The sequence below is a fragment of the Pseudomonas sp. FME51 genome (genome assembly GCF_014897305.1).
In genome coordinates, this window is record NZ_JABUYN010000005.1 from 219,815 (window position 1) to 241,186 (window position 21,372).

At 58.6% G+C, this 21,372-nt stretch carries 17 protein-coding genes; 5 read left to right on the top strand and 12 right to left on the bottom strand.

Annotated elements, in window-relative coordinates:
• Nucleotides 1-44: 44 nt before the first annotated feature.
• The 8 genes from rseP to rpsB form a co-directional block, all read right to left on the bottom strand.
• Complete coding sequence (gene rseP / locus INT39_RS11130; protein ID WP_193073978.1) at nt 45-1,406, bottom strand: sigma E protease regulator RseP; 1,362 nt, start codon at nt 1,404-1,406, stop codon at nt 45-47.
• Nucleotides 1,407-1,437: 31 nt separating this feature from the next.
• The gene (gene ispC, locus INT39_RS11135) at nt 1,438-2,622 is read right to left on the bottom strand and encodes a 1-deoxy-D-xylulose-5-phosphate reductoisomerase (protein ID WP_193073979.1); all 1,185 of its coding nucleotides are present in this window, start codon (nt 2,620-2,622) and stop codon (nt 1,438-1,440) included.
• A complete protein-coding gene (locus INT39_RS11140; RefSeq protein WP_193073980.1) occupies nt 2,619-3,434 on the bottom strand; it encodes a phosphatidate cytidylyltransferase in 816 nt (271 codons plus the stop codon). Before INT39_RS11140 ends, ispC begins: the two co-directional genes overlap by 4 nt.
• Complete coding sequence (uppS, locus tag INT39_RS11145) at nt 3,434-4,177, bottom strand: polyprenyl diphosphate synthase (RefSeq protein ID WP_193073981.1); 744 nt, start codon at nt 4,175-4,177, stop codon at nt 3,434-3,436. The genes INT39_RS11140 and uppS overlap by 1 nt, the downstream gene beginning before the upstream one ends.
• A 55-nt stretch (nt 4,178-4,232) precedes the next feature.
• Nucleotides 4,233-4,790: a ribosome recycling factor gene (frr, locus tag INT39_RS11150; protein ID WP_193073982.1), complete on the bottom strand. Its 558-nt coding sequence runs from the start codon at nt 4,788-4,790 to the stop codon at nt 4,233-4,235.
• A gap of 3 nt (nt 4,791-4,793) precedes the next feature.
• Nucleotides 4,794-5,528 (bottom strand): UMP kinase, encoded by a 735-nt coding sequence (pyrH, locus tag INT39_RS11155; protein ID WP_193073983.1) that lies wholly within the window; start codon nt 5,526-5,528, stop codon nt 4,794-4,796.
• Between the two features lie 180 nt (nt 5,529-5,708).
• Nucleotides 5,709-6,578: a translation elongation factor Ts gene (gene tsf / locus INT39_RS11160; protein WP_193073984.1), complete on the bottom strand. Its 870-nt coding sequence runs from the start codon at nt 6,576-6,578 to the stop codon at nt 5,709-5,711.
• Nucleotides 6,579-6,727: 149 nt separating this feature from the next.
• Nucleotides 6,728-7,468 (bottom strand): 30S ribosomal protein S2, encoded by a 741-nt coding sequence (gene rpsB / locus INT39_RS11165; protein ID WP_193073985.1) that lies wholly within the window; start codon nt 7,466-7,468, stop codon nt 6,728-6,730.
• A gap of 298 nt (nt 7,469-7,766) precedes the next feature.
• On the opposite strand from rpsB, the gene map reads away from it, so the two are divergent.
• Genes map through dapD form a run of 5 tightly spaced genes read left to right on the top strand, consistent with a single transcriptional unit; the run spans nt 7,767 to nt 13,904 of the window.
• Nucleotides 7,767-8,555 carry a type I methionyl aminopeptidase gene (gene map, locus INT39_RS11170; protein ID WP_193073986.1) on the top strand — a complete coding sequence of 263 codons (789 nt, stop codon included), beginning with the start codon at nt 7,767-7,769 and terminating at the stop codon, nt 8,553-8,555.
• A gap of 43 nt (nt 8,556-8,598) precedes the next feature.
• Nucleotides 8,599-11,292 carry a [protein-PII] uridylyltransferase gene (locus tag INT39_RS11175; RefSeq protein WP_319021347.1) on the top strand — a complete coding sequence of 898 codons (2,694 nt, stop codon included), beginning with the start codon at nt 8,599-8,601 and terminating at the stop codon, nt 11,290-11,292.
• Between the two features lie 13 nt (nt 11,293-11,305).
• Nucleotides 11,306-12,502 (top strand): succinyldiaminopimelate transaminase, encoded by a 1,197-nt coding sequence (dapC, locus tag INT39_RS11180; RefSeq protein ID WP_193073987.1) that lies wholly within the window; start codon nt 11,306-11,308, stop codon nt 12,500-12,502.
• A 2-nt stretch (nt 12,503-12,504) separates the two neighbouring features.
• On the top strand, nt 12,505-12,846 hold the full coding sequence (locus tag INT39_RS11185) for an ArsC family reductase (RefSeq protein ID WP_193073988.1): 342 nt from the start codon (nt 12,505-12,507) through the stop codon (nt 12,844-12,846).
• Nucleotides 12,847-12,869: 23 nt separating this feature from the next.
• Nucleotides 12,870-13,904: a 2,3,4,5-tetrahydropyridine-2,6-dicarboxylate N-succinyltransferase gene (gene dapD, locus INT39_RS11190; protein WP_193073989.1), complete on the top strand. Its 1,035-nt coding sequence runs from the start codon at nt 12,870-12,872 to the stop codon at nt 13,902-13,904.
• Between the two features lie 119 nt (nt 13,905-14,023).
• On the opposite strand, the gene INT39_RS11195 is transcribed toward dapD, so the two are convergent.
• From INT39_RS11195 to tssI, 4 genes are read right to left on the bottom strand one after another with little or no spacing between them, the layout of a single operon-like run.
• Nucleotides 14,024-15,034, bottom strand: a complete 1,011-nt coding sequence (locus tag INT39_RS11195) for a hypothetical protein (protein WP_193073990.1) — start codon at nt 15,032-15,034, stop codon at nt 14,024-14,026.
• A complete protein-coding gene (locus INT39_RS11200; RefSeq protein WP_193073991.1) occupies nt 15,031-18,270 on the bottom strand; it encodes a toxin VasX in 3,240 nt (1,079 codons plus the stop codon). Before INT39_RS11200 ends, INT39_RS11195 begins: the two co-directional genes overlap by 4 nt.
• Nucleotides 18,267-19,124 carry a DUF4123 domain-containing protein gene (locus INT39_RS11205; protein ID WP_193073992.1) on the bottom strand — a complete coding sequence of 286 codons (858 nt, stop codon included), beginning with the start codon at nt 19,122-19,124 and terminating at the stop codon, nt 18,267-18,269. Before INT39_RS11205 ends, INT39_RS11200 begins: the two co-directional genes overlap by 4 nt.
• Nucleotides 19,125-19,127: 3 nt before the next feature.
• A complete protein-coding gene (gene tssI, locus INT39_RS11210) occupies nt 19,128-21,182 on the bottom strand; it encodes a type VI secretion system tip protein TssI/VgrG (RefSeq protein WP_193073993.1) in 2,055 nt (684 codons plus the stop codon).
• Nucleotides 21,183-21,372 lie beyond the last annotated feature (190 nt).

Genomic DNA, 21,372 nt, shown 5'->3' on the forward strand with positions numbered 1-21,372 from the left:
TGCGGCGGCCTGTATGCGCCTCGCTTCCCGTCTTTCTCTGCCGTTCAGCTGCCCAACCGGCTTATATCGTTGTAAATGGCGAACAGCATTACCCCGACAATCAGGGTCAATCCTATCTGCAAACCCCAACCCTGAATACGCTCAGACAGGGGTTTGCCTCTGATCCATTCGGTCACGTAGTAAACCAGATGACCGCCATCGAGGACCGGAATGGGTAGCAGGTTCAACACACCCAGACTGATACTCAGATACGCAATGAAACCGAGAAAGCTTTCCACGCCGGACTTGGCCGAGGCGCCCGCCACTTTAGCAATGGTTATCGGGCCACTCAAGTTTTTTGCCGAGACCAGCCCGGTGATCATCTTTTTCAGTGAGTCGAGGGTCAGAGCAGTCATGTCCCAGGTCTTCATCACTGCCACCGGGATCGCCGATAACGGATTGTGACTGATACTGCGCATCATGTGCTCCGGCCACTCAAAAGCCTCGATTCCGGCACCAATAAAGCCAATCAGCTTGCCGTCCTGCTCACGGGAGGCGGGAGTCATGCTCAGTGTCTGAATGCGCCCTGCCCGCTCGACGCTCAGCTCCAATGGCTGACCGGCGCTGGCCTGAATAGCCGGCACCACATCGGTCAGCCAGTCGCTGACCGGCTGACCGCCAATCGCTACAATCAGGTCACCGGGGTGCAAACCGGCTGCTGCAGCCGCCCCATCAGGATTGACCTGGCCGATCAAGGGTGGAACCTCGGGCTTCCAGCTGGTCAGACCCAACGCACCGACCGGGTCTGGCTGATCAGCGCCGCGCAGCCAGTCCTGCAACTGCAATGTAAAGCTCTGCGGTGCGCTGCCCTGCCCTTCGCGCGCCACCATCTGCAGTTGGCCGGTTTCACCGAGGCGCCGGATCAGCTGCAGATTGACCTCATGCCAGGTAGGCGTGGCGCTCCCGTCGATTTCAAGAATCTCCGACCCTTCGCTCAAGCCCGCGCGCTCAGCGATGCTGCCGGGCTCAACCGGGCCGATAACCGGGGCGATGGTGGTGACGCCGAGCACGGCAATGATCCAGAACGCCGCGATAGCCAGCAGGAAGTTGGCCAGGGGGCCGGCAGCAACGATAGCGATGCGCTGTTTCACGTCCTTGCGGTTGAAGGCCTGATCCAGCTCCTCTTCCGGTACCGGACCTTCGCGCTCATCGAGCATCTTGACGTAGCCACCCAGCGGTATGCCGGCGATGACATATTCGGTACCACGACGATCATGCCAACTGTATAGCGCGGGACCGAAACCAATGGAAAAGCGCAGCACCTTGACGCCGCAACGCCGTGCTACCCAGAAGTGACCATATTCGTGAATGGTGACCAGCAGTCCCAACGCCACTATGGTGGCCAGCAGAGTAAACAAAAGATCCATTCAGCGCCTCACTGGGGTCTATGCTTGATATTCAGACCCGGTTATCCAGCCATTTTTGCGCCTGCTCACGGGCCTGATGATCGGCCAGCATGACGTGAGCCAGCTCTTCGACCGGCTCAGGTGGCAGACGGTTCAATGCGTGCTCGATAATAACAGGGATATCAGTGAAACCAATGCGTCCACCGAGAAAGGCCTGCACCGCCACTTCATTGGCTGCATTGAGCGTTGCACAGGCCGTACCGCCTGCATCAAAAGCCTCGCGGGCGAGTCGCAGACAGGGGAAACGCAGCGGATCAGGTGCTTGAAAGTCCAGCCGAGCGGTCAGCAGCAGGTCCAGCGCGCTGACGCCGGAGTCGATACGTTCAGGCCAGGCCAGGGCATGGGCGATCGGTGTCCGCATGTCCGGGTTACCCATCTGCGCGAGCACCGACCCATCAACATAATCCACCAGCGAATGCACCACACTCTGTGGATGCACCACAACTTCAATCTGCTCGGGCCGCGCGTCGAACAGCCAACAGGCCTCAATCAACTCCAGACCCTTGTTCATCATGCTGGCCGAGTCCACGGAGATCTTCTGGCCCATCGACCAGTTCGGGTGAGCACAGGCCTGCGCCGGTGTGACGCCCGCCAGATCTTCCAGAGCAAAATCGCGGAACGGACCGCCGGAGGCAGTCAGCAGAATGCGCCTCACCCCCACCTTGCCGAGGCCGGAGGCATAGTTCTGCGGCATGCATTGAAATATCGCGTTGTGCTCACTGTCGATCGGCAGCAGCTGCGCACCGGAATGACTGACGGCCTGCATGAACAAGGCACCGGACATGACCAGCGCTTCCTTGTTGGCCAGCAGCACGCGCTTGCCGGCGCGCACTGCCGCCAGGGTCGAGGGCAACCCAGCCGCACCCACGATGGCAGCCATGACCACATTGGTACGCTCGTCGGCAGCCACCTCTGCCAGCGCCTCGGGGCCATGCAGCACACGGGTGGACAGTCCGGCAACATCCAACCGCTGCTGCAGGTGGGCTGCCTGGTCGGCATCGGCAACCACAGCAAAAACAGGCTTGTGCTGCAGGCATTGAGCCTCCAGCACCGCCATGCGACTGTGCCCCGTCAGGGCAAACACTGCGTATCTATCAGTGTGGCGGGCAATCACATCCAGCGTACTGACGCCAATCGATCCGGTCGCACCCAGTACCGTTATCCACTCGTGATTCAACCCAGCAGACTCCCGAACAGATACCAGCCCAGCGCGAACACCGGCACCGCGGCCGTCAGGCTATCGATGCGATCCATCACACCGCCATGACCGGGCAGCAGATTGCTGCTGTCCTTGAGCCCCTGCTCTCGCTTGAACAGGCTTTCGGTCAAGTCGCCGACCACAGAGAACAGCACTACTATCAAAGTGCCGAGCATACCGATCAGTACTGATTGCAGCGACCAGCCCAGATACAGCATCGCCGCAATGGCAAGCACTTGGGTAAACACCACACCGCCGAGCAGTCCTTCTATGGTCTTGCCAGGACTGACAGCCGGCAGCAACTTGTGGCGGCCGAAGGTCTTGCCGGCAAAGTAAGCGCCTATGTCTGCCGCCCAGACCATGACCACCACCGCAAGGATCAGCCATAAGCCGCCATCCAACGCCCGCAGCCACACCAGCCCATACCAGGCCGGCACCAGCACCAGCAGTCCGAACAGCTGGGCAATCAACGAGCCGGTCCACAGCCCACGACCATTGGGGTAACGGATGATCATGCTGGTTGCCAGCAGCCACCAGCCCAGCGCCGGTGCCAGTACGAAGTGTGGCGGCCAGATATCGCGGTACAAGCCCACCAGCAACAGCGCCACAGCCAGCGCGTAAACCACTCTTCCCTTCTGAGTGGCTTCGCCAGCCAGCCGCGCCCACTCCCAGGCACCCAGCGTGACGATGAAACCTATCATGACGGCGAACCACCGATGGTCCAGCAGCACGAAGCCGGCAATGACCAGAGGCGCCAGAATGACACCGGTAAGAATACGTTGCTTGAGCATCAGGACTCCGCTGCCACTTGTTCACTGGTTTTGCCAAAACGCCGCTGGCGGCAGGCAAAATCGGCGAGCGCCTCACGCATGGCATCGTGTTTGAAATCAGGCCAGAAAAGGTCGGAAAAATACAGCTCAGCGTAGGCTAACTGCCAGAGCAGAAAATTGCTGATGCGCCGCTCGCCGCCGGTACGTATGCATAGATCAGGCAGTGGCAGGCCAGCAGTAGAGAGACGCGCCGTAATATCGTCGGCGGTGATGGTGCTTGGGTCAATCAGACCATCGACAGCATCCTGCGCCAGGGCACGGGTTGCCTGGGTGACATCCCACTGCCCGCCGTAGTTGGCAGCGACCAGCAGCTGCAGACCACCGCATTCGGCGGTCATTGCCTCGGCGTCCAGCATCGCCTGCTGCAGCTTGGGCGCAAAACGACTGCGATCGCCAATGATATTCAGGCGAATATCATTGTCCCGCAGTTTACGCACCTCGCGGTGCAGGGCCAGCAGAAACAGCTCCATCAAGGCACCGACTTCAGCTTCCGGTCGTGCCCAGTTTTCGCTCGAGAAGGCGAATAGTGTCAGTACCTCCACACCTTCGCGGGCACACACCTCGATGACCGCACGCACCGCGTCCACACCGGCCTTGTGCCCCGCCACCCCTGGCAGAAAACGTTTGCGTGCCCAGCGGTTGTTGCCATCCATGATGATGGCAACATGGCGCGGGACGGACCGGGTTGCGGCCTGGTCATTCATGATTCGAGATCTGCTGGTGTGCTAAACAAATGACTCTCCTCGCCTTGCCCCGGCATCAGACCGCCATCAGGTCCGTTTCCTTGGTTTCCAGTGCCTTGTCGATTTCGGCAATATACTTGTCGGTCAGCTTCTGCACTTCATCAGCGGCACGACGTTCGTCGTCCTCACTGATTTCCTTTTCCTTCTGCAGATCCTTCAGCTGACCCAAGGCGTCGCGACGGATGTTGCGCACGGCAACCCGGGCGTTTTCGGCCTCGGAGCGCGCCTGCTTGGTGTAACCCTTCCGCGTCTCTTCGGTCAACGCCGGCATGGGGACACGAATGGTCGTCCCGGCGGTCGCCGGATTCAGACCCAGATCCGAGGTCATGATGGCCTTCTCGACAGCCTGAATCATGCTCTTGTCAAACACGCTCAGGGCCAGGGTGCGCGAGTCTTCAACGGTAACGTTGGCAACCTGACGCAGCGGTGTGTCGGAACCGTAGTAGGACACCATGACGCTGTCCAGGATGCTCGGGTGTGCCCGGCCGGTACGAATCTTGGCGAAGGCGCTGCCCAGAGAATCGGCAGACTTCTTCATGCGCTCCTGCGCTTCTTTCTTGATTTCGTTGATCACGACTCAGCCCTCGATCAAAGTTCCCTCGGCGCTTCCCACCACTGCATTGAGCAGCGCGCCAGGTTTGTTCATGTTGAATACCCGCAAGGGCATATGGTGATCGCGGATCAGACAGATGGCTGTCAGATCCATCACGCCCAGCTTGAGATCCAGAACCTGGTCATAGCTGAGCTTGTCAAAACGTTCGGCATTGGGATCCTTCATCGGATCACGATCGTAGACGCCGTCGACCTTGGTGGCCTTCAACACCACATCCGCATCCACCTCGATACCGCGCAGACAGGCGGCAGTGTCCGTGGTGAAAAAGGGATTGCCAGTGCCAGCGGTGAATATTACCACGTCACCACCAGCCAGATAGCGCATGGCTTTGCGGCGGTCATAGTGCTCGGTCACGCCTTCCATGGTAATCGCCGACATCACGCGAGTCTGAATATTGGAACGCTCCAGAGAATCGCGCATGGCCAGCCCATTCATCACGGTGGCAAGCATGCCCATGTGATCTCCGGTGACCCGGTCCATACCGGCAGCACTGAGCGCAGCGCCGCGGAACAGGTTTCCGCCACCAATGACCAACCCCACTTGTACGCCAATGCCAATCAGCTGGCCAATTTCCAGCGCCATGCGGTCGAGCACCTTGGGATCGATACCGAAGTCTTCGGTACCCATCAGGGCCTCTCCGCTGAGTTTGAGAAGGATTCGCTTGTACTTGGGCTGACGGCTGCTAGGTACCTGGGCCATTAATCACTCTCCTGCTGTGGCTGGTGAAACACTCAACAAGTCACACCCAGACAACCCAGATAGCGACTTGTTCAGTATTTCTTAAAAAGAAGGCTTCACGCCTGCGCGGGAAGCCTTCCGGTATTACCTGATTGCAGACTCCGCGCAGGGAGCCTGCAGAGCGCTGATCACGCCGCGCTATTACTGCTTGGTGGCAGCAATCTGAGCAGCTACTTCAGCAGCAAAATCGACCTCGGCGCGCTCGATGCCTTCACCCACTTCAAAGCGGATGAAAGATACGATTTCAGCACCGGCCTTCTTGGCCAGATCACCGACCTTGACGTCCGGATCCTTGACGAAGGCCTGCTCAACCAGGCTGGCTTCGGCCAGGAACTTGTTGATACGGCCTTTGATCATGTTCTCAACGATATTCTCTGGCTTGCCAGCGATCTTCTCAGCGTTCAGTGCCAGGAAGATTTCTTTCTCTTTCTCGACCACCTCAGGGGAAACCTGGGAAGGATCGACAAACTGCGGGTTGCTGGCAGCAACGTGCATGGCGATATCACGCGCCAGCTCGGCGTCGCCACCTTTCAGGGCAACCAGAACACCGATGCGGTGGCCGTGCAGGTAGGCACCGACCACATCGCTTTCAACGCGGGTCAGACGACGGATGTTGACGTTCTCGCCACACTTGGCAACCAGTGCTTCACGGGCTGTTTCCTGATCCGCAATCAACGGTGCAGCGTCGGTGTAGCCAGCCGCAAAACCTTTTTCCAGGCTGTCGCTGACGAAGCCCTTGAAGTCGTCCTGCAGGGCCAGGAAGTCGGTCTGGGAGTTGACTTCGATGATGAGGGCAGACTTGTTGTCGTCAGCCACTTTAACGGCGATGGAACCTTCGGCGGCAATGTTGCCAGCCTTCTTGGCAGCTTTGATCGAGCCGGCGGCGCGCATGTCGTCGATGGCTTTCTCGATGTCGCCATCCGCTGCGGCAAGTGCCTTTTTGCAATCCATCATGCCCTGGCCGGTACGCTCACGCAGTTCCTTGACCATGGCTGCAGTAATCTGTGACATGAACTTTTCCTCTGACTTGCTTGATTGGCAGCTACCCGATCAACTGGGCAGCTTCATCATGTTGCTTTCAAAATATTGCATTCAACATAGTGCAAAAAGGGGGCATGGCCCCCTTTTTTAATACGGCATCAAACCACGCCGATTCCTGCTCAGCCTTCGGAGGCCTCGGAAGCAGGAGCAGTTTCCTCGACGAACTCGTCGACACCGCCACTGTTCTTGCCGCGCAGAACGGCATCAGCCATTGCGCCGGCGTACAGTTTGATGGCGCGGATGGCGTCATCGTTGCCCGGGATCACGTAATCGATACCGTCAGGGCTGCTGTTGGTATCAACGATGCCGATGACCGGGATGCCCAGCTTGTTGGCTTCGGTGATAGCAATGCGCTCGTGCTCAACGTCGATGACGAAGAGAGCATCAGGCAGGCCGCCCATGTCCTTGATACCGCCCAGACCACGATCCAGCTTTTCCAGATCACGGGTGCGCATCAGCGCTTCTTTCTTGGTCAGCTTGGTGAAGGTGCCGTCCTGAGCCTGGACTTCCAGGTCACGCAGTCGCTTGATGGACTGGCGGATGGTCTTGTAGTTGGTCAGCATGCCGCCGAGCCAACGGTGATCAACGTAGGGCATGCCGGCACGGGTGGCTTCTTCAGCGATGATCTTACTGGCAGCGCGCTTGGTGCCAACGAACAGCAGCTTGTTTTTGCCGCTGGCCAGTTTTTCCACAAAGCTCAGGGCTTCGTGGAGCATCGGCATGGTCTTTTCCAGGTTGATGATGTGAATCTTGTTGCGAGCGCCGAAAATGAACTTGCCCATTTTCGGGTTCCAGTAACGGGTCTGGTGGCCGAAGTGCGCACCGGCCTTCAGCATGTCACGCATTGAAACTTGGGTCATGATAACTCCATAAATTATATCGGGTTGAGCCTCCACATATCCCGCAATCCAACCCCGAAGGGCACCCAGGACAACGTGTCGATACGTGTGCGGATTCAGTAAGGCCTGATGCGGAAAAATCCGCTGTTCGTTCAGGCGCGGCGCTTTATACCACATACTGCCCCACCAGATAAAGACCGACGTGCCGAATGGCGGCTCTGGCTCAGCCCCCCAGCCCGCCGTTCTATCTGATAAACTCTCGCCCATTCAATCCATTTCGCACGCCAGTCGGCGTGGTAAGACGAGAGAACTCCCCCTCATGAGCGTATCCATCAAGACCCCCGAAGATATCGCCGGCATGCGCGTCGCCGGCCGCCTGGCTGCTGAAGTGCTGGAGATGATCGGAGAATACGTTAAGCCGGGTGTCACCACCGACGAGCTGAACCAGCGCTGCCATGACTTCATCATCAATGAACAGCAGGCCATTCCCGCGCCGCTGAACTACGGTGGTGGCCACGGCCGCATTCCATTTCCCAGATCCATCTGCACCTCGCTCAACCATGTGGTCTGTCATGGCATCCCCAACGATAAGCCGCTGAAAAATGGCGATGCGATGAACATCGACATCACTGTCATCAAGGATGGCTACCACGGTGACACCAGCAAGATGTTCCATGTCGGCGAGACACCGGAGTGGGTCACCCGCCTGTCACGGGTTACTCAGGAATGTCTGTATAAAGGTATATCCGTCGTACGGCCCGGCGCGCGTCTGGGCGACATTGGTCAGATCATCCAGGACCATGCCCACGCCAACCGGTTCAGCGTGGTACGCGATTACTGCGGTCACGGCATCGGCAAGGTGTTCCATGAAGAACCCCAGGTGCTGCATTACGGCAAGGCTGGCACTGGCCTGGAATTGAAGGAAGGCATGACCTTCACCATCGAGCCCATGCTCAACCAGGGTCGTGCAGAAACCCGTCTGCTGGGCGATGGCTGGACCGCCATTACCAAAGACCGCAAGCTGTCGGCGCAGTGGGAGCACACCATTCTGGTCACCGCTGACGGCTATGAAATACTGACACTGCGCAAGGAAGAAAGCTTCCGTTGAGCCTCTGAATAACGCAGCAAGCGAACGTCGCGAGGGAATCATTGTGGATCACGAACTGTTTGACCCAAGCCAGTTCAAGGCTGATCTGGCGCTCAAGCGCAGCCCGATTCCCGCCTTCAAGAAAGCCCTGCAGCATGCCAGCGACGTATTGCAAGCGCGTTTCGAAGGCGGTCGGGACATTCACAAGCTGATCCATGACCGGGCCTGGTTCACCGACCAGATTCTGCGTCAGGCCTGGAGCGCCCTCGACTGCCCCAACGATCCGGATATCGCCCTACTGGCAGGCGGCGGGTACGGTCGGGGCGAGTTGCATCCGCACTCCGACATCGACCTGCTGATCCTGCTGCGCGATGGCAGTGGCAATCGCTATAACGAGTCCATCAGTCAGTTTCTCACTCTGCTCTGGGACATCGGCCTGGAAGTCGGCCAGAGCGTCAGGACGATCAGCGAATGTCAGCAGGAGGCACGCGTTGACGTCACCGTGATAACCAATCTCATGGAATCGCGCCTCCTGGTCGGCGAGGAGTCTCTGCGCCAAGCCATGCTCGAGGCAGTTGGTCCGCAGCATATGTGGACCAGTGCCGAATTCTTCCGCGCCAAGCGTGCCGAGCAGCATGCCCGGCATGCCAAGTTCAACGATACCGAATACAACCTCGAGCCCAACGTCAAAAGCTCCCCCGGCGGTCTGCGCGACATCCAGACCATCGGCTGGGTCGCACTGCGCCATTTCGGCACCAGCAACCTGCGTCAGCTGGTCGACCAGGGCTTTCTCAACGAGCCCGAATACAACATTCTGGCTGGAGGCCGGGCGTTCCTCTGGCAAGTACGCTTTGCGCTGCACACCCTCGCCGGCCGCGCCGAGGATCGCCTGCTGTTCGACCATCAGCGCGCCCTGGCGCGACTGTTCGGCTTCGAGGACAACGATGCCAAACTGGCGGTCGAGCGTTTCATGCAAAAGTACTACCGCATCGTCATGTCATTGTCAGAGCTGAACGATCTGCTGATGCAGCACTTCGAGGAAATTCTTCTGCGCGATGCCGAATCCGCGGATATCCAGCCGCTCAATAGCCGCTTTCAGGTGCGCAACCACTATATCGAGGTAACGCACCCACAGGTGTTCAAGCGAACGCCCTTCGCACTGCTGGAGATCTTCGTGCTGATGGCCCAGCATCAGGAGATCCGCGGCGTCCGTGCGGACAGCATCCGCCTGCTGCGCGATCATCGTCATCTGATTGATGACGACTTCCGCAGCGATATCCGCAACACCAGCCTGTTCGTCGAACTGCTGCGCTGCCGCGAAGGCGTCCACCGCAACCTGCGGCGCATGAACCGCTACGGCATTCTCGGGCGCTATCTGCCGGAGTTCGGACGCATCGTCGGCCAGATGCAACACGACTTGTTCCACATCTACACCGTGGATGCGCACACCCTGAATCTGATCAAGCACCTGCGCAAGCTGGGCCGCCCTGATTATCAGGAAAAGTACCCGCTGGCCTGGAAGATCTTCTGCCGCCTGCCCAAGCCGGACCTGCTGTATATGGCCGGGCTGTATCACGATATTGCCAAGGGCCGCGGTGGTGACCACTCCGAGCTTGGCGCAATGGACGCCACGCTGTTCTGCCAGCGTCACAAACTGCCTGCCTGGGATACCCACCTGGTCAGCTGGCTGGTGGAACACCATCTGATTATGTCCACTACCGCCCAGCGCAAGGACATCTCCGACCCAGAAGTGATCCACGACTTTGCCGTGCAGCTGGGTAACCAGGTGCGCCTGGATTACCTGTATGTGCTGACCATTGCCGATATCAACGCCACCAATCCGACGCTATGGAATTCCTGGCGCGCCTCGCTGCTGCGTCAGCTGTATACCGAAACCAAACGCGCTCTGCGCCGCGGCCTGGACAACCCACCCAACCGCGCGCAGCAGATTGTCGATACCCAGCATGCCGCCATGGACATCCTGGTACGCAGCGGTATTGATGAAGAGGATGTCGAAGCCCTGTGGACGCAATTGGGCGAGGATTATTTCCTGCGGCATACCGCCAGTGACATTGCCTGGCATACCGAAGCCATCGCTCAACACCCCGAACATCGCGGCCCATTGGTGCTGATCAAGGAAACCGCCCAGCGCGAGTTCGAAGGCGCCACGCAGATATTTCTTTATACGCCCGAGCAGCACGATCAGTTCGCCGTGACCGCAGCGGCCATGGATCAGCTCAACCTGAGTATTCAGGATGCCCGCATCATCACCACCAGCAACCGATTCAGCCTGGATACCTACATAGTGCTGGACGCCGATGGAGGTCCGATCGGCGACAACCCAGAACGTATTCGCGAGATCAAACGCGGCCTGCTCGAAGCCTTGTCCGACCCGGACGCCTATCCGGCAATCATCCAGCGCCGGGTGCCGCGCCAGCTCAAACATTTTGCCTTCGATCCCGAAGTCACCATCTTTACCGACCATGGCGGGCAACACACCATTCTTGAGTTGAGCGCCCCCGACCGTCCCGGTTTGCTGGCGAAAATGGGGAAAATATTTCTGGATTACGACATCAGCGTGCAGAATGCCCGCATCGTCACCTTGGGTGAGCGCGTGGATGACGTTTTTGTGATCACTGATGCGGACAATCAACCTCTGTCCGACCCGCTGTTATGCGAGCGATTGCAAAACACCATTATCCGCACGTTGAGCTACGGGACCAGAGATAACAACACGCCGCAATCAATGGATATTTAAGGACCCGAACCGGATGAATCCCGACCTGCAACGTCTGCAGCCCTACCCTTTTGAAAAGCTGCGGGCGCTGCTCGCCGACATCACGCCCAACCCGGATCTGGCACCGATCGCCTTGTCCATCGGCGAACCGAAACATGCCTCCCCCGCAGTGGTGCTGGAAGCCCTTGCCGCCAATCTGGACAAGGCGGCCATCTACCCGTCCACCGCGGGGTTGCCGGAACTGCGCCAGGGCATCGTCGACTGGCTGAGTCAACGCTTCCAGTTACCGGCAGGCATGCTCGACGCCGATCAGCACGTACTGCCTGTCACCGGCACCCGCGAGGCGTTGTTTTCCTTTACCCAGGCCGTGGTCCAGCGCGACCCAGAGGGACTGGTGGTCAGCCCCAACCCCTTCTATCAGATCTATGAAGGCGCTGCGTTCCTGGCAGGCGTGCAGCCCCACTATCTGGCCTGCAATCCAGCTGATGGCTTTGTCCCCGATTTCGACAAGGTACCCGCAGACATCTGGCGCCGCTGCCAACTGCTGTTCATCTGCTCGCCTGGCAACCCCACCGGCGCGGTCACCCCGCTGGCCACCTTGCAGAAACTGATCGCACTGGCGGACGAACATGATTTCGTCATCGCCTCGGATGAGTGCTACAGCGAAATCTATTCACCGGGCCAGCCCGCCCCGGTCGGATTGCTACAGGCCTGCGCCAGCCTGGGACGGACCGATTTTTCCCGCTGCGTGGTGTTTCACAGCCTGTCCAAGCGATCCAACCTGCCCGGTCTGCGCTCCGGATTTGTCGCCGGCGATGCCAGCCTGCTTGGCCCATACCTTACCTACCGAACCTATCACGGCTGCGCCATGCCCATTCACGTCCAGCTGGCCAGTCTCACCGCATGGCAGGATGAAGAGCACGTAGCAGCCAACCGAACTCTCTACCAGGCCAAGTTTGACGCAGTGCTGGATACTCTCGGCGACGTGCTGGATATTCAGCGCCCGGACGCCGGCTTCTATCTGTGGCCGGCCACGCCCATCGATGACGAAACCTTCACCCGTCGCCTGCTGGCCGAGCAGAATGTGGCAGTCGTACCGGGGCGTTACCTGTCCCGCGAAGTCGACGGTCACAACCCCGGCGCCGGGCGTGTGCGTCTGGCGCTGGTCGCGCCGCTGGCCGACTGCATCGAAGCCGCCCAACGTATTCGGACTTTTATCAGGAGCCTCTGACCATGATTACCCTCTACGGCATCAAAGCCTGTGACACCATGAAGAAAGCCCGCACCTGGCTGGATGAGCATGGTATCGAGTACCACTTCCATGACTACAAGAAGGAAGGCATCGACACCGCCCGTCTGCACGCCTGGTGCACCGAGCACGGCTGGGAGAAAATCCTCAACCGTCAGGGCACCACCTTTCGCAAGCTCGACGATGCCGACAAACAGAATATCGATCAGGACAAGGCCGTCACCCTGATGCAAGCCAATCCCTCAATGATAAAAAGACCGGTACTGGATATCGGCTCACAGCGTCTGGTCGGCTTCAAGCCTGACCTGTATGCCGCTGCCTTCTGACTCCATGCACAAAGGAACACCGAATGAGTGACAGCTTCAGTTTGGCCCTGGGTATCGGGACCCAGAACAATTCCGGCGATTGGTTGGAGGTATATTACCCCCAACCTATCCTGAACCCGGACCAGCGGATGGTTGCCGTATTCTCCGAACAACTCGGCTACGCCGGCGGTAACAAGGCCATCAGTCTTGACCCCGGTCAGTGCGCCGTACTGGGCAAAGCTCTCTGTGATGCAGGCTTTGCCGAGCTCGGCGCATTGGCTATTCAGCTTGAAAACAGCACCCGTCCGCTGGTGGCGACCATCCTTGAAACCGATGATGCCCCCACCACCACGCCCGGCGCCTATCTCAAGCTGCACTTACTGTCTCACCGCCTGGTCAAGCCCCATGAAGTAGTACTGGCCGGCCTGTTCCCACTGCTGCCAAACGTGGCCTGGACCGATGAAGGCGCAATAGACCTGCTTGAACTGCCTCAGCGCCAGCTGGCGGCCAGACTGCAGGGGCGCGATCTGCAGGTGAACAGCATCGACAAGTTTCCGCTTATGACTAACTACGTCGTGCCCAGCGGCGTGCGCATCGCCGATACCGCCCGGGTACGCCTGGGTGCCTATGTTGGTGAGGGCACCACTGTCATGCATGAAGGTTTCATCAACTTCAATGCCGGCACCGCTGGCACCAGCATGGTCGAAGGCCGCATCTCCGCTGGCGTCTTCGTTGGCAAAGGCTCGGATCTGGGTGGCGGCTGCTCAACCATGGGCACCCTCTCCGGCGGCGGCAACATCGTCATCTCGGTGGGCGAAGGTTGCCTGATCGGCGCCAACGCCGGTATCGGCATCCCATTGGGTGACCGCTGCACCGTGGAAGCCGGCTTGTACATCACCGCCGGCCTCAAAGTCGCACTGCTGGACGACGCCGACAACCTGGTGGAAATCATCAAGGCCCGCAGCCTGGCCAACCAACCCGACCTACTGTTCCGCCGCAACTCACAGACCGGCTCGATCGAGTGCAAGACCAACAAGAGCGCTATTCAGTTGAATGGCATGTTGCATGCGCATAATTGAGTGATTGAGTGAAGGGAGAGCCCGGTTCGCCGGGCTTTTTTGTAGGTCGATTCAGGGCTCAAACGGATTTGGGTAACTTCCACAGCAAGATAACCGTTGCTGATCAGGAAGCGTTAACATCATTGCGTTCGGTCACCGTCAATCAATCTGTGGGCCAGTTGGGTTTTTCTGGCCTCGGATTGCTCTTCTGCGGCGGCTGCGGCGGCGGCCATTCCCTGTTCCCGCTCGGCGATGGCCGCCTGCAATTCCGGCGAGCGTTTGGCCCATTGTTCCAAGGGTAGTGGCTGTGACCAGGCGACAGACTCGGGGCTCGTCAGGTCGGGGATGACGGCGAATTTCTTCTTGTGCAGCCAGTGGTAGCCCATCGGGTTAAACAGGATCTGGCCTATACCTACGTCCCATAACAGGGTCAGAAACAACCCATGGTGTTGCCGAGCCTTGCGGAACTCTTCAACAAAGATATCTCGCAGCCTTTTATCGCGGACATCAGTAGGCTCCGGCACGGCATCGGGCCCCACTTCCATGAAGCTGCGGATGCATTCCCATTGGCGCATGGCTGCGATACCCGGGCCGGGGCTGACCATGATGGCCCAGCCTTCCTTGTGCATATGGAAGGGTTCGTCAATCTGATCTTTGAACGGAAACCACAACAGCAGCCCACCCATCTTGGCTGCACCAAACTGGCCGACCATGGTGGCGCTGGGGGCAATGGCGTGTACCCGCTCCCAGGGCACTGTCCACTCATCCCCTTCAGGGGTAACGATACGGACTTCGCGCCGCTGCCGGTGAAAGCGCAGGGGTGGCGTCAGCGGACGACGGTAGGCCTTGATATAGCCAGTCCAGAGGAAGCCCATCATTGTTAAGGCGCCGAAAGAAAACAACAAAACTCCGATGTAGACATCATGAATCAGCAGGTAAACAATCAAGCTTGCCCACATCAGAGTGCCTAAATAACACACGACCCAACCACCCCCTAATGACAGGCTGCCAATATCCAGATAGACATTGTTCTTGCGCCAGATCATGCCCAATACATCGGAGGCCGGCTCACCGGTGGGGATGGGCAGCGGAGACAGGTGCTCCTGCTTCCATAACAATCCTGCCTTTACCTCACCTGCCTGTTGGGTCATGCTTTCTTCTCCGGTTGCAGTTTTCCCCTGGATATTGGCTGTTCAATCAAAAGTTTGTCACTTGGTAGCGGCCCATCCTCATTGGCGTGTTGAGTAATCTGCCCGCCCTTGACCAGATAACGCGCCCCCATATTGCCACCCACTACCGGGCTGGCTTCACCGACAGCGCCAATCATTAATGCCAGCGGGCTGTGATAGAGCACTCGCACTTCAAGGTGTTCTTTCTCGGATAGTTCCGCTACCTTGCCAGTGAGTTTCAGTCCCATTCCCTCTTCTATTGGCAACCATCTGCACTCCAGACTTTCCTCCCACAACGAGGTGATTTCTCTGACAGACTGGTTTAAGCCAACAGCTACAAGCGTGATGCCAAGGCGGGTTGTTTCGGGATCGGCACCCGGCAACACTAGAGTGAGCTTGCTAGGCACAGCCCTCAACGAATCGTGATTCCCCCGAGTACGTGTGACGAGACGGGTTTTTACTTTCAGTTGTGGATTGAACAGCATGTTGATCAGGGCATGAAATTCTTTAGCCTGATCCTCCTCTGTATCCGTCCAGCGGCGCTTGTTACCCCAGCAACACTCCTCCAAGAAGCGCTGCATCTCAGTACGATGGGTAAAGTGACGCCAAGCCAGGTATAAACCTTCAATTAGCAGAACTCCCCAACCCACCAGACTCGTGGTCCGGATAAACCAGGACGTAGCGCGAGCTGTATCCCAGCGGCCCACCAGGTGCATATAAGTGGCATAGCCCCCCATACTTGCGTAGGTGCCCGCCAATGCAGTGTGACCGGAACCCCGAAGTAAACGGCCCCACTCATCTGTTGACCAGTGCGAAGTTGATTTTCTTTGCTCCGATACAAGCTTTACAAGATCTGAGAAACCTGCCGACGCAGCGAAAAAACCCGTCACGAAACCCAGCGCAGTCACTAAAGGCAATCTGACACCAAAGAAGCCTTTTTCGATAACTCCTCTCGCATATGATGCATTCTGTATCACCGCACTCAATGCAGCTGCTATGTTGAGCGTTGCATTGAGATGCTCCATCCGCCGCTCCAGGTTATGCTCACGCAACTCATCCCGACTACGCAGTGCCACCAGGTTTATCCCATGCAACAACAGGGCTGCCAAGGACAATGCTCCACCATAAGCATTAAGTGCCTGGACAGGTTCCAGTTGTCTCACCAGCCCAAGTCGCAGGCGATCGGCGGCTTGGTTACTCCAGTCCCAGACCGCTTTGCCAGCCGGGCCGCTGAGTTGGTAGCCGGTCTGAGTGGACTTGAGCGCAAAATCCCCTGAGACCTTGAGCACCAGCATCAGGCTCAATAGCGGTTTGGGGAAGTGCTGAATGGCTGCCGGGGCGCTAGCCTCCTTGAGGTGTTCGGCTTCCAGCTCGGCAAAGGCCGCAGCAAGGCGGCTCATGGCGCGACCCCAGTCATGCCCATCCGCGCCACCAAGGCTCTGTAGCCAGCTAAGCTTTTCAGTGCCGGCCAGGCGGCCAATGAGAGTGCCAGCCAGTTCCTGGTTGTTGGCACTGAGCACGCCTTCTATTTCAGCGAGCCGTTCGGACAGACCGACCAATTCGGACAATTCAGGAGTAAAGGCCGATGCCACCAGCGACAAGGGTTTTCCCGGTGTTGGGTTGCGCAGCAAGTCTGTAGCTATCATGACGCCGGGGCCGCTGATGCAGAGTTCGCTCAAGGTATTGAACCCAAGCTCGCTCAGCCATTCGCAATGGGTTCGGTCGGCATAGTCTGCAAACCAGCTGCCTTTATCATGCTGTGCCAGCAGGGTTTGCGTATCCTGAAACAGGGCGTGACGCCGGTGGGCCAGCCAGTCCCGGTGGGGGCTGGCCACATTGCTGATCCAGTTTTCCATCTCAGCCAGCCGTACGCGCTCGGCTACCTGCGCGCCAGACCGGCTGTCGCTCATGTTGCGTTGCTTGCTCGCACGGTAATTCATGACCACGCCCTGGATATGGCCATGCAACTGCGCGGGAATGAAGCTGCGAATGGGTTGATAGATCTGCTGCTGTCGGGCATGAACGTCGCGCAGGCGGGCATCCGCCGCCGCATGGCCGTGGGTGCGGCGCAGGTTCTGGTTTATATCGGTTTCCTCTGCCAGAGTCGGTTGCAAGTCCCTCTGGGCTTGGAGCAGCAGCTCACCTTGTTCAGGCGTAAGCTGCATATCCTGCTCACGGTATCGGTAGCTGATAATGCCTGCCAACTCCGCACCGTCTTCCTCCCGCAGGCTGTTGATGAAGCCGGCCATCAGTCCTTTATGGCCATTGAGCTCATTCCATTCTTCTTCAATCTCGGTGGTTCTGGCTTGCTCATGGTTCAGGTCGCGCAGCATGCCGAGAATGTCATCCACGGCCACCAATACCGCATGCAAACTACCTGCTTGCTGACGAGCCCGACTGAACCAAGCATCAGTGCCTTGAGTACTCCATGGTTCGCTGCTCCAGTAACCGGGGCGGTGTGGGATATCCTCCTTGATACTCCCTGAGACGCGCTGGTGTTCCTGAAGCCAGAGCGTAGTGTGAATATGGGCCTGAACACGCTCCGGCGAGGGATGCTTCTGCATATGTCGCGCGACGGCCTGCTGGCTCTGCTTGTAGCCTTCCGGATTGGCCCGAAAGTCGTAGGCCATGATGCGCTCGCGGACTGCCGGGATGAGCTCGGCGATCAGTTGTTCGGCCTTGTCCAGGGTCGGACAGTGGGTTGCTTCCAGTTCAACCGCCACCTGCGGCAGGTTGATCTGCTGCATGCGTCTGCCGCGCTCGCCTACCGACTGCTCCAACAGGGTATATATTGCTGCGGGCAACGGGATCTCTGTATACAGAATATCCAGTGCCAGATGCTTATCGAAGGCCAGTCCCACTTGCTGAGCTGTATTGACTTCTTCATGGGGCGCGCTTAATGGCTGCTCTGCCAGCTGGCTGTTTGGCGTTATGGCGTAGCGCTTTAGCGGGCCTCCCCCCTGCCAGATATACAGGTAGCCCGTCCGTAGCCGGCGCAGTGCCATGGGATGGCTCCGGGTGTGGTAGCCGGGTTGCAGGCAGCCATCTTCGACCGCGTCTTCTACCAGTCCATAACGGGTTGGTACGATGAATATCTGACTCTCTCGGGCTGGGCAGCCTGCTACCGGACTTTCCAGCGCGTCGGTTGAAAAGTTGCGTTGAGCTGCCTGATCGGCCTGCTCCAGATTAATAGCCTGCTGTTGTCTATCAATGGTCATGCGACGCTGTCCTTGCTATGGCTTAATGCCTGGCTCTGAGCTTCCAGCCTGACGGCATCGAGCTTCTGTACTGGCAACAGGCCTGGCTGGCGCAACAAGGCCCGGTAGTTGGCATGCTCTATGGCTTCGGGAAAGTCGGGCCCGCAGATGGCTGACAGGCCGGCCCAACGAACGATGTCTGCGGCCGCACTGAAGCCGTATTCATTTGCCCTGACGCAGCAGGCTTTGGCCCAAACCTCGCGTTCTCTCGCCCCAGCATTGGCGAGACACTCAGGAAACCATCTGTCCATATGCTCCAGCAGGGTCTGCTCGAAGGCCTGCTGTTTAGCCTGATTCAGGCTAGCTAACTGCTCATCGCTCAGTTGCAGCCAGGGATTCTCGGCGTAATGTTGGGCGATAGATGGAGCAGAGCGGCTGAACTCATGCCAGGCGCCGTGTGCCCACAGCTGAAATTGTTCAACCGGGCCAAGGGCGGTATTGCGCTGTCCGTCATTCATATTCGCTAGCCAGAGATGCAGGATGCGGGGATCGTAATAGCGAAACAGCACACTCACCCCACCGCTTACGCTGGCGTGTACCAGACTGCTCAGGTGTTGAATCAGCTCGTCGGTACGGGCTCGGCTGTTGAGGGTGGCGCCTGCTGTTGTACTCCAATGCTCTTTGAAGTGCTGGCTCAGAAGACTGCTATGGTCGGTGGCAATGAGAACCGGCCCGACCTCGGCAAGTTCGGCATAACAGGTGCCGTCATATAATTTATGGAACTCCGGGACAGGTTCCAGCTGGTAGAGGATCTGCATGAGGTCATCAATCTGTGCGCCGTCCAGCAACAGGTAGTGTTGTGCGTCCCTTCTCATGGGTCAGGCTTCTCCCGCCATGCAGACTTCACATACGGCCATGGCAGCGTCTGCTGCACGCTTGAGGGCCAGCTTTTGTAGCCCGGCGGCGGGGTTGATGGGGATGAGTGGCTCGCCGTTCAGCTCAGTATCTGCCGTTTGTACCTTGTCTGGCAGAACCGGCTGGCTACCAGAGCCTTTACCCGCAATCCCGCCCGAGTTCATCCGCACCTGCGGCCCGACCATCGATATCCCGCTGGGGTCGATCTTGACGAAGCTGCCTCCGGCCTTGAAGGTGATTTCGCTGCCGGCTTCGAGTACCACTTTCATGCCGCTGGACAGGTGGATTTCCTGGCCGGCGTTGATGAACTGCCCGGTTCCTATCTTGACGTGCTGAGTGTTGGCAACGGTCAGGTGATCGTCGGCCTTGAGCTCGGTTTTGCGGTCGGCGTGGGTGGTGCGGTGTTCTTCGGCCAGCAGTTCGGTGTAGCTGTTGGCTTCAACGCGGTCGTGGCGTTCATTGCCGACGCGGATGTGCTGGTCGTGCTGGATGTTCTGGTCCCAGTCCCGCTGGGCGTGGATGAAGATCTGTTCTTCTCCGGCCTTGTCTTCGATGCGCAGTTCGTTGAAACCGTCGCCGCCCGGGCTGCTGAGGGTTTTGAAGACGCTGCGGGTTTTGTGCTCCGGCAGGGTGTAGGGGACCTGGTGGGTCTTGTGGTACAGGCAGCCGGTGATCAGGGGTTGGTCGGGGTCGCCTTCGAGGAAAGAGACCAGTACTTCCATGCCGACGCGCGGGATGGTGATGCCGCCGTAGCGGTCTCCGGCCCAGTTGCTGGCCACTCTTAGCCAGCAGCTGGTCTTGGCGTCAGCCTGGCCGTGGCGGTCCCAGTGGAACTGGACTTTGACGCGGCCGTATTCGTCGCAGTGGATTTCTTCGTTTTCGGGGCCGGTGATGACGGCGGATTGGCTGCCGGCGATGGTTTGTTTCTTGTGGTCTGTTGGGGGACGGAAAATCACATCCCAGGGGGTGGCGGTGAAGGTGTTGCGGTAGCCTTGGGTAAAGCCATCGTCAAGGTTGGCATCGCTGGTGACGGATTCTTCCAGCACTTGAGGTTGCTTGCCTTCGTGGATTACCGAGGTCAATAACCAGAGGTCGTTCCAGTCTTCTCGTGGGTGTTCAGCCAGAGCCAGAAAATGCCCGCTGATCAACAGGGGATGATCGCTTTCGCCGTTAACCAGACGGTAGTCGCTGCGGTGGGTTTCCAGGGTGCGGGTGGCGAGGTGGGTGCCTCGGTCGCGGTGCATGAAGCGGCCGGGGTAGGCGTAGTCTTCCAGGGCGGGCATGGCTTCGCTTTGCGCTGCGCTTTCCATCAGCAGGCGCGGCTTCTCGAAGTTGTAGTCGCGGCGGGTGACGTGGCTGGGGCGGGTTTGCAGGCGCAGGTTGAAGCGCTTGATGACCGGTTCGTCGGCGACCATGCCGCTGCCTTGGTTGAATCGGGTTGGCTGCAATGTTGGGAAGATGGTCTGGTCTTCGCCAAACACCAGCTGATGCCCGTCAGGGCTGTGCTGGAAGTGGTAGTGGATGCCTTCTTCTTCGCACAGGCGCTGGATGAAGTGCAGGTCAGTTTCGCCGTATTGGGTGCAGTAGATGCGCTCCGGACCTTCTTCACGCAGCTGGAAGCGGAAGGAGTCGGTGAAAATACCGTGGCCCTTGAACACCTCGGTGATGATCTGCGGCACGCTGCGGTGCTGGAAGATGCGCTGGTTGGTGGCGTGCTGTAGGTAGGCCAGTCGCGGGACCAGGGTGATGCGGTAGCGGGTCAGACGTTTACCCGATTCGCCCTGGGCGACGCTGTGGATCAGGCCGTGCACGCCCTGGTCCGGGCCGGCATAAGAAAGAAATGCGGGCTGATGCAGCAGGCTTTCAATATCCAGATCGGGACGTTCGCTGACCAGGTCCAGTTCAAAGCAATAGGGCTGGCTGATGGCTTCGGTGCCCTGAAAGGCCAGCACGTTGAAGTCATGATCCAGGCGCGGAATGGCGAGGGTGAAGTGAGCGGTATTGGCCGGGGCGAACATCCTGTGTTCCTTCGTCTGACGAACAAAGTTGCCGTTATATCAGACCGCAGCCGTCAAGGCCGCCCTTGGGAAACAGGGTTGTGAGTCAGTTGGCAAAATACCAGCAAACTGTCGGGAAAACTCTCCGCTTAGTCAACAGCCACTGCTGAAGAGCAGGCGATTGAGTGGCTGCGGCAAACCGGGCACAAAA